This is a genomic window from Candidatus Liberibacter americanus str. Sao Paulo (genome assembly GCF_000496595.1).
Classification (GTDB): Bacteria; Pseudomonadota; Alphaproteobacteria; order Rhizobiales; family Rhizobiaceae; genus Liberibacter; species Liberibacter americanus.
In genome coordinates, this window is record NC_022793.1 from 1,134,451 (window position 1) to 1,148,570 (window position 14,120).

The window sequence follows — 14,120 nt, forward strand, 5'->3', positions numbered from 1 at the left end:
TTTTCAATTGATTTAAAGTATATTTTACAGAGATATGTATAATAATACTAAATTTCATGTCTTTAATATAAGAAAATTTGTAGCGATATTGAAAGACAATATTTAAATCTATATTTGTTATATTGTTGAATAAATTATAAGTAAAGAAGTGGATCAAATGTCATCTTCATCTAACAATTCATTGAGTGTTCTAAAAAAAATTTGGCCATATATATGGCCAAAAGGCAGTTTGGATTTAAAAATACGCATATTAGGATCAATATTTTTTCTTATTGCATCAAAGGTCATGTTACTTGGAGTTCCTTTTCTATTCAAGTGGATAACAGATGCTTTGAATGAACAAATTAATCAACAAAACACAACATTTCATATAACAACTGGTGTTATTGTTTTAATATCTTCTTATGGTACAGCGCGTGTATTAAGCTTGATAATGAACCAATTGCGAGACTGCTTATTTGCTAAAGCTGCTCAAGGAGCCACATGCAAGCTATACCATCAAGTAGTATCGCACATATATAGATTATCACAACGATTTCATGTTGATTATAAAGTTGGAAAACTATCAGCGGCAATAGGAAATGGCACCAAAGCTATTGAAACAATCTTACGAATAATGGTTGTTCATCTTATACCAACAGTTATTGAATTTTTTATTGCTATAGCATTTTTATGGTATAGTTATGGATATTTTTACGTCGCTGTAATCGCAATTACAGTTTTATTTTATACTACATTTACTGTAGTAACAAGCAATTGGCGCGTGAGACTTTTTCGACAAATGAATCAATTAGGAAATGAAACACACGCTAACGTCTTTGATTCTCTCATAAATTTTGAAACTATGCAATATTTTAATGCTGAAAAAGCAGAAATTAAAAGATTTGAAAAAGCTATCTCAAAATATGAAAAGGCAGCTATATCTATTTCAACTTCTTTAGGTTGGCTAAATTTCGGACAAGGACTGATTCTTAGCATAGGGATAATAATAATAATGATTATGTCATCTCATGCTGTTAATATAGGTCAACAAAGCATTGGAGATTTTGTATTTATAAATGCATTACTATCACAGCTTTCTATCCCATTAAATATTATTGGAACAATATATAGAGATACTAGGCAGAGCTTCATAGAAATAGAAGAACTATTTAATATTCTCAGCGAAAAAATAGAAATAAAAAATATTACGAATGCTGATAATTTAAAAATAACAAAAGGCACAATAAATTTCGATAAAGTTTTCTTTTCCTATAACCTAGACAATCAAATTATTAAGGGTTTCTCTCTTGAGATCCCTGCTAGAAAAAAAACAGCATTGATTGGAAAATCAGGGGTCGGTAAATCCACTATTTCAAAGCTTATTTATAGATTATACGATATACAAGATGGCTCTATTAGTATTGATGGACATGACATAAGGATGGTAACCAAAGAATCTTTAAGAGAAGCTATAGGAATAATTGCACAAGATACCGTTTTATTTAATGATACTTTGCGCTATAATATTCTTTATGGACGTCCTGATGCATCTGAAAAGGATTTAGAAGCCGCTGTAGAGGTTGCACATCTTAAATCTTTTATCATGTCTTTGCCAAATGGATATGATACTATGGTAGGAGAGCGAGGTCTAAAATTATCTGGAGGGGAAAAACAGCGTGTGTCTATAGCACGTGCTGTAATCAAAAATCCACCTATAATGATCTTTGATGAAGCCACATCATCTCTTGACACAATTACAGAAAGATCTATCCAAAATGCTTTAGATTCGTTATCAACAAATCGTACTACTCTAATTATTGCTCATAGATTATCTACTATTGTAAATGCTGATGTAATAGTTGTTTTAAATGAAGGTAAAATCGCAGAGCAAGGCAACCATAAACATTTAATGTCGTTAAATGGTATTTATTCTTCAATGTGGAAAAAGCAGCAAGAACATATGATTGAATAAAAAATCGAAATTATTTCATATCATTACGATATATCTTAATATAATAATATAAAATATACCAGTAACGTTAACTTTAATTTTTACATTTATAGTATAATATATGTTAATCTTAATTATTTTAAAAATAGCAGATTTTAAGTAGTTATGGAAAGTATTAATCTAAAAAAGAACACTCTATTTTAAAGGAGAAATTCTGTTCATGAATTTTATAAGAACGATACGCAAAATTTTATTTCCTATCCATTTTCATGGTTGGCCTTTTATAATATCTTTTCTTGCAATTGCAGTAATACTAGGAATGTGGAGTAATGTATTATTTTGGATAGGAATCATACTAACTGTTTGGTGCTCTTATTTTTTTCGAGATCCAGAGAGAGTAACACCGATTGATCCTAATTTATTAATTAGTCCTGCTGATGGTCGTGTGTCCGCAATATGCGAAGTTACCCCACCTCCAGAATTAGAACTAGAAGATGATGTGATGTTTCGTGTTTCAATATTCATGAATATTTTTGATTGTCATGTCAACCGCAGTCCTATTAGCGGTGAGATTATAAGTGGCATACATCGTAACGGACAATTTATGAATGCTGAATTAGATAAAGCGAGCGAAACAAATGAGAGATATAGTTTAGTAATTGAGACGATTCATGGTAAAATTGGCGTTGTACAAATCGCTGGTTTTATTGCACGTAGAATAGTTTGCTGGGTCAAACCAAATATGAAAATCGAAACAGGAACGAGATTTGGGTTAATAAGATTTGGTTCACGAGTAGATCTTTTCGTTCCTAAAATTGCTAATATACGTGTTGCAATTGATCAAAAAACAGTGGCAGGAGAAACAATTATAGCTGAATTCAATTCAAATAAACCACCTTTATTAGTACTCCGCGGATAATTATCTAATATTTTTTATAGGATAAGGAATTTTATAGTGGAAGAAAAAAAACCTGATATCAATGCAAATGATTTTATCACTAAACATAGTCAAGAAATAAAAGGAGACACCCAAGAAAAGGATATTATGCCTCTTAAGCTTGTTTTTCCTAATTTAGTAACGATTCTCGCTATATGTTCGGGGTTTAGTGGTATTGGCTCAGCATTGGAAGGTAAATACGAAAAAGCTGTATTTATGATACTAATAGCAGCTTTTCTTGATGGGATAGATGGGCGTATAGCTCGTTTCATGAAAGCAACTTCAAAGTTTGGAGAACAGTTAGATTCGATAGCAGATGTTATTAATTTTGGCATCGCCCCTGCATTGGTCTTATATATCTCCCTACTATCAAAGGCTAATACATTTGGATGGAGTATAGCTTTAATGTATACTATCGCAACAAGTTTGCGTCTGGCAAGGTTTAACATTATGAATGAATCAAGCCATAAAGAACCTTGGGAAAAAGAGTATTTTATTGGCGTCCCAGCTCCACTTGGAGCAATACTATTAATGTTACCTCTATATATAACTTTTTTGGGAATTAATATAGTAGGAATATACATCTATTTATCAACAATTTACGCAATGATAATCAGCTTTTTATTATGTTCTAAGTTACCAATATGGTCTTTTAAAGAAATCCAAGGAACTATTCGTAAAGATTTGGTGTTACCAATTATTCTATGTGTAACACCTTATATAGCATTTATGATACATTTTTTATGGGAAGTTATAATAATTAGTGTATTAAGTTATATAATATTAATCCCGGTATCATACTACTCATGTCATAAAAAATATCATAAATTAAATAAAAAAATAACGTTTAGAAATACAATATTTTAGATAAAATATACCAAAATAAAATTAAAATATATATTATACAATCTATAAATGTTATTTTTTGTCGGTACTTTATTTTTTGTCATTATAATTTTTTAAAAAACTTCATTAATGCAAAATAAATATTTGATGTCTTTGATAAATAACTTATATAAAAATATATTATTGAAATTTATTATATATCATATCAATATTCATATAAATTAGATTAAATTGGCTAATTGAAATAAATAATATTCAAGAAATAACGTTATTCTGTGACCTATGATAAAACATTTTAGCTGTAAGCGGAAGATTTAAGTGAGGATTATCTTTAATAGTCTCTAACAAGAGTATTTCACTCTCATGTTCCATCTTTATCTGGAATTCTTCGAAGAATTTTTTCCTGGGCATATCAGGTGGAATTGGATTTAAAACTCGTACTTTAAAATATCCTGGATAACGTACAAATCGCCCTTTTGGCCAAAACAAGCCAGCATGAACAACAATTGGTATTACTGGCACTTTAAGAGAATCATATATATGCGATATGCCTTTTTTATATATAGCCTTTTCACCCGGAAGAAGACGTGTCCCCTCAGGATATATTATTAACTGGCGATTATTATCCACTGCTTGTCTAGAACGATCTATGATATTTTTCATATCAAGCCTCTTTGAACTGCGATCAACTCCAATCATACCCTGTTTTAAACAATAAAATCCTATTATTGGTATGAAAAAAACAGTATGTTTTAATATAAATATAGGATCTTCTACACAAGTTAAAAAATAAAAAGTATCCCAAGATGATTGATGTTTAATAGCTATAATACAGCCCGTTTTAGGAATATTATCTAATCCTTCAATTACAACATTAGTTTTTGTAACATATTTTAACAATAATTGATTTATCTTTGCCCATATTTTAGCAATATGCGCACATTTTTTTCTTGTGATGAATAAATGAGATATACTTAAGACTATTAGCGTAAAAAAAGTATTGATGATAAATAAAATATTAAAAATCAAAGATCTAATAAAAATCATATTTTATCCTATTATTTCATAGTAATAATCTAAGTTAAATTATAAAATTATGCAAAAAATTATGTGAAAGCAATAATATCATTTTTAAATATTCTATAAATAATTTTTTTATCATCTTTATATCTAACATAAAAATATTTGTTTTGAAATTATAACTAGTAATTGAATATGGAATAAAGTTTATAGTAAAATCAATTTTGCGTAATTCAAAAAGTATTCTAGGCATATGATAACTGCTTGTTACTACAATAATATCACGATATCTATTTTTTTTTATCCAGTTATATGCCTCTCTAGCATTACCAGCAGTATCTAGAGCTTCATATCCTATATCTACACAACACATTGCTAAATCTGATTTTATAGGGATCTTTTGATATAATACCTCCTTATTAACAGAACGATGCACCCCTGATATAAGCAATCTTTGTCCTATTTTTTGCTCTAATAATTCAAATGCTTTCTCTATCCTACTTCTTTCTCCAGTCAATACTATAATAGCTTGTGCAGATATATTTTCCAATGGTTTGATATTATCAATATATCTTATAAATGAGATAAACCCTCCTATTATCAAAACAAAAAATATGGATATAGTATAAATAAGATAACGCAATTTCTACCTTTAGACATTTTGTATTAAAATTATATTTTAAAATATCGTTTAATATATAAATTATGTAATGTATTTTAAAATCATAATTTTATCATAATAAAATTATTGAATAGGATGAAAATAGATATTATTTACATATGATAGCATTTTTCATAAGTTTAAATATAGCATTATGTGATACCAAATAATTCTAATAAACCAAAATCATATCATATTTAATATAAAAAATACAATGTCCAAATAATAAATAAAATTAGTATATTAAAGCACAGCAAAATCTAATATCTGAAGATATGCATATAAAAATTTCTTAGATCAAATCACATAGAAGTAATAAAATAATATAAGATTATTATCAATTTTTTTCAAACTCAACATTTGCTTAGGGATAAATAAAAAGCATATTTCCAGCAATATATAACCAGCATACATCAATAAGTATTAAATAATGATATTCTTAAAAAGCCAAATAAAGAACAATTATAATAAAATCGACAGAAGACTATAAAGAGGCAAATTTGTTGCGCCCTACCATATATGAATAAAAGGATAAAGCAGTACCTGTTTGCCTTTGGCAATAATATAATAAAGAAATTTAATATTCAAATACTAATACGACGTCCTGTTAGAGCATTCCATATTATCAATAATAATTCTGATATACCATCTATAACCAAATCATAAAAATATGAACTTTAAAATTTTCTAAATTAAATAATATCAACTCGAATTCAAAATAATCTGTTATAATTGATCTATAAACCATATAATATAACCGATATTTTAAAGATTAATGCAGATATCAACATAAAAAATTGATTCAAAGGGATAATAAACTGTGAAATATCTGGAAATAGCCACAAATCTTTATAAAGACAACTTTTGTATCATAGTTCATTATAATAAAAATAACTTAACAGCTGCTATAGATTCTCCTGATACTGATACAATATTGAAGATGCTAGATAAAAAAAAATGGAATTTAACACATATTTTCAATACACATCATCATTCGGATCACACAATAGCCAATTTAGAGTTAAAAAATATTTTTGATTGTATAGTATTTGGACCACTAATTGAATTAGATAAAATCCCTGGTATTAATCACGGACTTATATGCGGAGAAATAATAACATTCGGAGAACATCCAGTGAGAATTATTGCTACTCCTGGACATACAAAAGGTCACATATGTTATCATTTTTTAGAAGATAATATTATTTTTGTAGGTGATACTTTATTTTCAATAGGATGCGGCAAAATCTATAAAAACAGTTATCATGAAATGTTTGAATCACTAAAAAAGATAAAATCATTGCCTGAAAAAACACAAATTTATTTCGGTCATGAATATACCTATAATAACGCTAGATTTGCATTATCTTTTGATTCAAATAACTTAGAACTACAAAAATATTTTGCTAGGATAGAATATTTATATAACACAAAAATATACACTAATCCCACTATGCTATCTATTGAAAAAAAGACAAATCCTTTTTTAAGAACTGAAAATTTAATACTAAGAAAAAATATACAAATGGAAGATGCAAGCGAGATAGATTTTTTTACTGAACTTCGTAGACGCAAAGATTTATTCAAATAAAATATCAATTTATAAATCTAGTTGTATCAAGTAGCAGTTTTCTTTTAATATAGATAAAAAGAACAGACAATATAAGACAAATCAATATAAAAATTATTACAGGGGAAAATTAAATTATACCTTAACAAATGATTGTTATTATTTAATAATATATTAACAATGATGTAAATATAAAATGGCTAATTAACATTGAAACAGGACTAGTATTTTTTGAATTATAGATGTATGTAATTATACTGAATGAAAGTGTATATATAGTCTTCTATAAGGAATAGCCGTATTTGTGCTGCCTGACATATAAGACCGGTTGTTTATTATAAGAATGCCATCATAGTAATCAAGATAAAATAAGGGAATTGTTATTTTCTTAAAAGCTGTAAAAGGAGCAGATGTATGTCTCGCGTATGTGAATTAACAGGAATAAAAGTAATGTCGGGGAATAAAGTAAGCCACGCTAATAATAAAACAAAGCGTAGGTTTCTGCCTAATCTGTGTAATATTGCGCTAATTTCAGATGTTCTTGGGCAAAAATATCAGCTTCGTATTTCAAAACATGCTCTGAGATCAGTTGAACACATAGGTGGACTCGATCAGTATCTTTTAAAATCTAAAAAGAATAATCTTTCTGATCGTACAAGACTTTTGCGTGATCAAATAATAAAGAAAATGTCTAAAGAAACCTCTTAATAGGTTATTATCAATATTATATTTTGTATTTAATCAAATTAATATTATATCACCTTTTCATTATAAAGTTTTGATTAATAGTTGATCAAATTTATATTCAATTCTCATATTATATTGCGTATATTAAATATTTTTATAAAACATATTAGCTGTTCTCGATTACTTTAATAGCAATATATATGCATATGATGATATGTAAAATAAGAAAATTCAGAAATAAACAAATGATATGTGGAATATTAGCTAAAATAATATAACACTTTAAAGTCAATTAATTGTTACACATAGTTTATTTAGCACATTCCAGATTGTTTCAATAATCTATAAGCCTGAATGACTGCTTGAAAACGCTCTTCTGATCCACGATCCCCCCCATTAAAATCTGGATGATGTTTTTTGATCAAACTTTTGTATCTTAGCCTTATATCTTCAGGGGAAGAATCGGATAATAAACCCAATATTTCTAATGCATTAAACTGCATTGAGCTGATGCGACTATCTCCACGATCAGCAAAATTACCATAAGAAAATTTATTTTCTTTATAAGTAGAAGAATGACGTTTTGAGTATAATTCGTCAGTCCAAGTAAAACGCCCCCCTGTAACTGCTTCTTTCTGATAAAATCCAACTTCATCATTAGAAAGTTCTAAGAAGTAATTATACCCTTTGTTATATCTTTTAACATGCTCAAGGCAGAAAAGGAAAAAATGATTTTCAGCACTACGACCAACTGGAGCACGGTATTCGCCTATGCACTTACAGTTATCCCACTGGCACATAGAAGACTTATTGCTAGAAGTATTGCCCTTCCGCTTTTTATTCGTTCGGATACGATCAAAATATTTAGAATCAAGTTTCATAATAGCTTATTATTAACTACTGTAAATTATAAGACAAGGGTATTTATAAACAACCATTGTTAATATATAAGTCAAAATATACAATAAATAGGAAATACAATGCAAACTAATCATATATCTCTTATAAATAGAATAACAAAAAAAATCAGAATCGCACTATCTCCAAGCGAATTAGAAATAATAAACGAAAGCAATTTACATATAGGACATAAACCAGAATTCGATGGATCTGGCGAAACTCACATTCGCATAAGAATTATATCACAAAAATTCAAAGGAATGAATAAAATAATGATACATAAAAAAATATATGAGTTACTTAATGATGAAATAAATAATGGATTACATGCAATTTCCATAGAAGCTTTTTCTCCAGATAAAAAACAGGCTCTTTAAAACAATTAATCTAATTATATATTGAAAAAACTGCATAACTAAATGATATGAATACTAATAATAAAATTAATGATTACTAATGCACTTAATAATATTACAATTGATAAAAACATAATCTATCCTGGATATAAATTATAGTTAATTAAAAAAGATAACTTATAATTTGTTGTAATTATTAAAAATTATAATCAGCTAATTTGCTTATAGCATTATCAACTGTCTCTTCTATTGAAAGGTCAGATGAAACTAAAACCATATCTGCTTTTGCATATATTGAATTTCTAGATTCCATTAATTTTCTTAACGTTTCCTTTGGATCAGACAGATTAAGCAAAGGACGTTTGTCTAAGCTATTATTTATCCTATTCCATAATATGTCAAAATTAGCTTGTAACCACAAAGTTATTCCTTTTTCTAGAATATATTCACGAATTTCATCGTTAATAAACCCTCCTCCTCCAAGTGCAATAATACGATTAGTTCCTTGTAAAAAAAACTTTGTAACCCGCAATTCTAGATCTCGAAACGCATCTTCTCCGTGATAATTAAAAAAATCTTCTATACTCATTGAAGATAATTTTTCAATTTCATGATCAACATCAACGAAAGGAATTTTAATTATAGAAGACATAATGCTACCAACTGTCGTCTTCCCTGCTCCCATTAATCCAACAAGAACAAAATTCTTCTTACTTAAAGTAGAACGTATATGACTATCTCTATATATATGACTATCTTTTTTAATTCTAAAAATCACTTATAAAACACTATCATTTTATTAATTAAGAAAAATCAATAACTTAACTATCTCTTAATACAGAGTAAGGTAAAATTAAGGTTATTGATTATACGATGTTTTCTATTTTTATCACCATAATTTTTTTAGATCAATATTTTGATCAAAATATATAAAATTATCAATTTTTAGTTGAATTATATTTACCAAATTAATACGATAATCTTAGAAGACAATCAGCATTTTTTTAGTTAAAAAATCTATGATAGAAAGCAAAATGAATATCATAGACATGAATATTACAATAATTACCTTATTGTAATATTCATATATATTATATGGATATGACTTCTTAGAGACGGAGGGAAAATTTTCAGATATTGAAGAAAAGGCAATGATTTTAGGAACTTGATTAATTTTAGAAATATTGGAAGCTCAAGAAAAATTAGAAAGATTGCTAAATGAATTAAACTCAGAGATATCTAATCTAAAAGAGATGATTAAAACTGATATAAATCAACTAAACAGCTTCATAAATTAATCAATAATTTATTAATCAGGATAAATTATGGTAGAATATTACATATAATTTATATCTAAATGGATAACTCAACAAGAATGCATAAAAATAAATCTATGCATATATATGATTCCAAATACTATATAACAGAAGATATGGATAAATTTAAAAACTATTGGAAAGAAATGTCTATTCCACGCCTCGCTTTTGAATTTATTCTTTATACTCAATTACCTTGTTCAAATGCATGTAGAGCAGAAAATCAACATTTAAATTGTAATCTCTTTTCTATAAAAAACCAAAAATCTGGGACAATTATATCTATAGAACTATCCGATAATTTCATAAAATTACTTTAAATTATATCAAATGCTAAATAAACGTTTTTTATAAATAATTAATGAAGAACAATAAACGTCTAAAATTTAGTATGTGGTTTGCATATAGAGATAAAAAGTAGTATTTAATAAATATGCTAATGAAATAATATCAACAAAATATGGAACTAAATATCAAAATATAACGATATTATAGAACAACAATATCTCAAGATGAAACATATCCCAAATAATAAAATATTATACATCTAGGAACCAAAAATTCCAAGCTTATTCATTTATCAATTAAGATAACCTAAACTTAGGTAAGGATGGTATAAATAATTGCAAAAAAAACATCATTAAATCAAATGCTAATTTGAATAATTATAAAATAGTGTAATAATTCAATCAAAAACAGGTAAAACAATCTGTATATATGAGTTTGATATAATTTAATACAAATTATTAATGTTAAATAAACAATCTAATTGACATAATTGCCAAAAGCATATTATTAGCGTTATATGCTTTTATTAAAATATAAAGCATATGTTGATTAATAATAGATATTAGAAAAATTAAAATATATTTTAAAAAGATCTTGAAAATAAGAATAAAAGAAAAAACAGATCATGAAAATCTAATAGAGCGTTTCCTTGAAATGATGAGCTCTGAACGGGTTGCCAGTACCAATACGTTGTCTGCTTATAAAAGCGATCTTACAGAAGTTTTTATGTTTTTGAAAGAAAGGGGATTGATGTTATCATCCGCCTCTTCAAACGACATAGTTCTTTATCTGCATAATATTTTTGAAAAAAAATTAGAATCAAGTTCTCAGAGAAGGAAAATATCTACGATTCGACAATTCTACACTTTTCTTTGCACAGAAGGCATTAGAAAAGACAATCCTGCTAGAATACTTGAATTCCCAAAAAAAAATCATAATCTACCACGTATTATAGGGAAAAAATCTGTTACAGATCTTCTGAAACAAGCATCTATAGAATCAAAAGAGCCTTCTATAGACAAGTGGAAGCGCATCAGGATGCTTTTACTGGTGGAGCTATTATATTCAACTGGAATGCGAGTTAGCGAACTTGTAACTCTACCTGCTAGCACTTTAAACTTAAATGAGCGAACAATAATAATTCGAGGAAAAGGAAATAAAGAACGCCTCGTAGTTTTTCCTCCTTCAGTTTTAAACGCAATGCAAAAATATAAAGAAATAAGATCTAAAATTGTTGGAATGAAAAATAGCCCATGGTTATTTCCATCATCTTCAAAGAAAGGGCATCTAAGTCGCCAAGTATTCGCACGAGATTTAAAAAATCTAGCTTCTCGCGCGGGAATATCAATGAATAGCATATCTCCTCATGTAATACGACATGCATTCGCAAGTCATCTACTTGAAGGAGGTGCTGATCTTCGAACTGTGCAGGTTCTGCTAGGTCATGCAGACATATCAACAACTCAAATATACATACATTTAATGCCAGAAAAATTACAAAAATTAGTTCAAAATTACCATCCTCTTGCTAATAAATAAAAGCGGCATTAAAGTTATAATATAGTATAATTCTTTCATTAATAGGCTAATAAATTATTCCATGCATAATTACCTCGATTTTGAAAAACCAATATCTGATATAGAAGCAAAAATCCATGAGCTAAAAAAGATATCTAATGGAGAAGAAGATTGCGATAATTCTAAAGAAATAACTAAATTAGAAAATATGGTCCATGAAACTCTATCTGAGATATATTCGAAGCTGGATCCTTGGCAAAAAACCCAAGTTTCTAGACATCCAAATAGACCACATTTTGTTGATTATGTAGCAGATATTTTTACCAATTTTATACCTCTATCTGGAGATAGATTATTTGGTGATGATCAAGCAATGCAAACAGGACTTGCAAAATTTGATGGACAATCTGTTGCCATTATTGGGCAAGAAAAAGGATCGGATACCAAATCAAGGATTAAACATAACTTCGGCAGCCCACGTCCAGAAGGATATCGTAAAGCCGTGCGTATTATGCAGTTAGCTGATCGATTTGGATTGCCAGTTATTTCGTTTGTAGATACGGCTGGCGCTTATCCTGGAATTGATGCTGAAGAACGCGGACAAGGAGAAGCTATTGCACGTTGTACTGAAATGTGTCTTAACTTAAGAACGCCAATTATAGCAGTCATCATTGGAGAAGGAGGATCTGGAGGAGCAATGGGGATAGCTGCAGCAGATCGTGTTTATATGCTAGAAAACTCTATTTACAGCGTTATTTCCCCGGAAGGCGCATCTTCTATCCTTTGGAAAGATCCATCTCGCGCTCCTCAAGCTGCTGCCGCTATGAAGATAACAGCAGATGATCTAAAAAGATTTTCTGTTATTGACGGGATTATCCCAGAACCTATAGGAGGCGCTCATAGAAATCATTCTAAAACCATCTTCTCTGTACGTGAAACAATCAGGATGGCAATATCCGATCTATCAAAATATTGCGCTGAAGAGATCCGTCAGAATAGACATCAAAAATATCTAAGTATTGGAAGAAGTATATAAATGATTTAAATGTTAGTTTTTTTATCTTAAGCTGTAAAGTATAGTTGGTAAACATGAATCATTTTAGTTTATATGGTAGCTTCGTAATTGCATTATTGATATTAACCAGCGGATGTGGATGGAGAAAAGATTTTATAGATAGAGCAGAATATCCTTTATCTAAAACCATTATTCGTAAGATGCATTTAATGCAAACAGATCAGAATTATCCAAGCTTAATCAGGATTTTTAAGAAAGAAAACGTTCTCGAAATATGGAAGTATACGAAAAATGAAAAATATGTTTTGCTAAAATCATATAAAATATGTGCATGGTCAGGAAAGCTCGGATCTAAAATAGAGGATGGAGATAAACAATCTCCTGAAGGGTTCTATAAAGTAAGATTGGAAAATTTAAATCCTAATTCACAACACTATCTCTCAATCAACATTGGATTTCCCAATGAATTTGATAAAGCAAATCATCGCACAGGAAAAGATATAATGATTCATGGAGGGTGTTCCTCAGCAGGATGCTATGCAATGAACGATATACAAATGCAAGAAATTTATGCTATAATTAGGGACTCACTCCAAGGGAAGATACAAGATTATGTACAAATACAATCATTTCCTTTTCGTATGACACAAAAAAATATGAATATTTATAAATCACACCCAGAATACAATTTTTGGCAAATTATTCAAATAGGATACAATTACTTTGAAAAAACTAATAAAGAACCTATAGTAGATGTATTTAATAAATATTATGTCTTTTTAAAATCATAGATATACTGACATAAATAGGCATAAAATATTAGTATAGTAGTAACTATAATAATATTTACTCAGATAATAATTTATATAATTGTAAAAATTCATGATTATCAGCTATCGTCAAAAAACAAATAAAACAATTAATTATAATATATGTATCTATTAACTATTATTTTTCAAAAAAAGATAAACAGCTATTTTAAAAATAAATTAGGAAAAATTGTAATTTTTTAATTTAAAACAACTATACTATTAGCTATTTATACAATATCCTGTTAATTAAAATTAGATTCT

The 14,120-nt window shown here is 28.1% G+C and carries 14 protein-coding genes; 10 read left to right on the plus strand and 4 right to left on the minus strand.

The annotated features are described in order from the left end of the window. The first annotated feature begins 157 nt into the window (after window positions 1-157). The 3 genes from LAM_RS04860 (at window position 158) to pssA (ending at window position 3,737) form a co-directional block, all read left to right on the plus strand. Entirely contained in the window at window positions 158-1,954 is a 1,797-nt protein-coding gene (locus LAM_RS04860; RefSeq protein WP_007556563.1) for an ABCB family ABC transporter ATP-binding protein/permease, read from the plus strand. A 199-nt stretch (window positions 1,955-2,153) separates the two neighbouring features. After that, the gene (locus LAM_RS04865) at window positions 2,154-2,852 is read left to right on the plus strand and encodes a phosphatidylserine decarboxylase (protein ID WP_007556564.1); all 699 of its coding nucleotides are present in this window, start codon (window positions 2,154-2,156) and stop codon (window positions 2,850-2,852) included. A gap of 36 nt (window positions 2,853-2,888) precedes the next feature. Next, window positions 2,889-3,737, plus strand: a complete 849-nt coding sequence (gene pssA / locus LAM_RS04870) for a CDP-diacylglycerol--serine O-phosphatidyltransferase (RefSeq protein WP_007556565.1) — start codon at window positions 2,889-2,891, stop codon at window positions 3,735-3,737. 234 nt (window positions 3,738-3,971) lie between these two features. On the opposite strand, the gene LAM_RS04875 is transcribed toward pssA, so the two are convergent. Next, the gene (locus tag LAM_RS04875; protein WP_007556566.1) at window positions 3,972-4,763 is read right to left on the minus strand and encodes a lysophospholipid acyltransferase family protein; all 792 of its coding nucleotides are present in this window, start codon (window positions 4,761-4,763) and stop codon (window positions 3,972-3,974) included. A 34-nt stretch (window positions 4,764-4,797) separates the two neighbouring features. Further along, complete coding sequence (locus tag LAM_RS04880; protein WP_023466406.1) at window positions 4,798-5,379, minus strand: YdcF family protein; 582 nt, start codon at window positions 5,377-5,379, stop codon at window positions 4,798-4,800. Window positions 5,380-6,217: 838 nt separating this feature from the next. Here LAM_RS04880 and gloB point away from each other — a divergent pair. After that, the gene (gloB, locus tag LAM_RS04885; protein ID WP_007556568.1) at window positions 6,218-6,988 is read left to right on the plus strand and encodes a hydroxyacylglutathione hydrolase; all 771 of its coding nucleotides are present in this window, start codon (window positions 6,218-6,220) and stop codon (window positions 6,986-6,988) included. Between the two features lie 393 nt (window positions 6,989-7,381). Next, window positions 7,382-7,675, plus strand: a complete 294-nt coding sequence (gene rpmB, locus LAM_RS04890) for a 50S ribosomal protein L28 (RefSeq protein ID WP_007556569.1) — start codon at window positions 7,382-7,384, stop codon at window positions 7,673-7,675. A 293-nt stretch (window positions 7,676-7,968) separates the two neighbouring features. Here rpmB and LAM_RS04895 read toward each other — a convergent pair whose 3' ends face one another. Next, on the minus strand, window positions 7,969-8,535 hold the full coding sequence (locus tag LAM_RS04895; protein ID WP_023466408.1) for a J domain-containing protein: 567 nt from the start codon (window positions 8,533-8,535) through the stop codon (window positions 7,969-7,971). Window positions 8,536-8,634: 99 nt separating this feature from the next. Here LAM_RS04895 and LAM_RS04900 point away from each other — a divergent pair, with 99 nt between their 5' ends. Continuing rightward, on the plus strand, window positions 8,635-8,931 hold the full coding sequence (locus LAM_RS04900) for a BolA family protein (RefSeq protein WP_007556571.1): 297 nt from the start codon (window positions 8,635-8,637) through the stop codon (window positions 8,929-8,931). A 175-nt stretch (window positions 8,932-9,106) separates the two neighbouring features. Here LAM_RS04900 and LAM_RS04905 read toward each other — a convergent pair whose 3' ends face one another. Beyond that, entirely contained in the window at window positions 9,107-9,688 is a 582-nt protein-coding gene (locus LAM_RS04905; RefSeq protein WP_007556572.1) for a shikimate kinase, read from the minus strand. A gap of 597 nt (window positions 9,689-10,285) precedes the next feature. On the opposite strand from LAM_RS04905, the gene LAM_RS04910 reads away from it, so the two are divergent. The 4 genes from LAM_RS04910 to LAM_RS04925 all read left to right on the plus strand — a co-directional run bounded on the left by LAM_RS04910 (window position 10,286) and on the right by LAM_RS04925 (window position 13,838). Beyond that, window positions 10,286-10,546 carry a hypothetical protein gene (locus LAM_RS04910; protein ID WP_007556573.1) on the plus strand — a complete coding sequence of 87 codons (261 nt, stop codon included), beginning with the start codon at window positions 10,286-10,288 and terminating at the stop codon, window positions 10,544-10,546. Between the two features lie 562 nt (window positions 10,547-11,108). Next, entirely contained in the window at window positions 11,109-12,053 is a 945-nt protein-coding gene (locus LAM_RS04915; protein WP_007556574.1) for a site-specific tyrosine recombinase XerD, read from the plus strand. 61 nt (window positions 12,054-12,114) lie between these two features. After that, window positions 12,115-13,068, plus strand: coding sequence for an acetyl-CoA carboxylase carboxyltransferase subunit alpha (locus LAM_RS04920; RefSeq protein WP_007556575.1), 954 nt, complete (start codon window positions 12,115-12,117; stop codon window positions 13,066-13,068). A 53-nt stretch (window positions 13,069-13,121) separates the two neighbouring features. Then, a complete protein-coding gene (locus tag LAM_RS04925) occupies window positions 13,122-13,838 on the plus strand; it encodes a L,D-transpeptidase family protein (RefSeq protein WP_007556576.1) in 717 nt (238 codons plus the stop codon). Window positions 13,839-14,120: the final 282 nt, after the last annotated feature.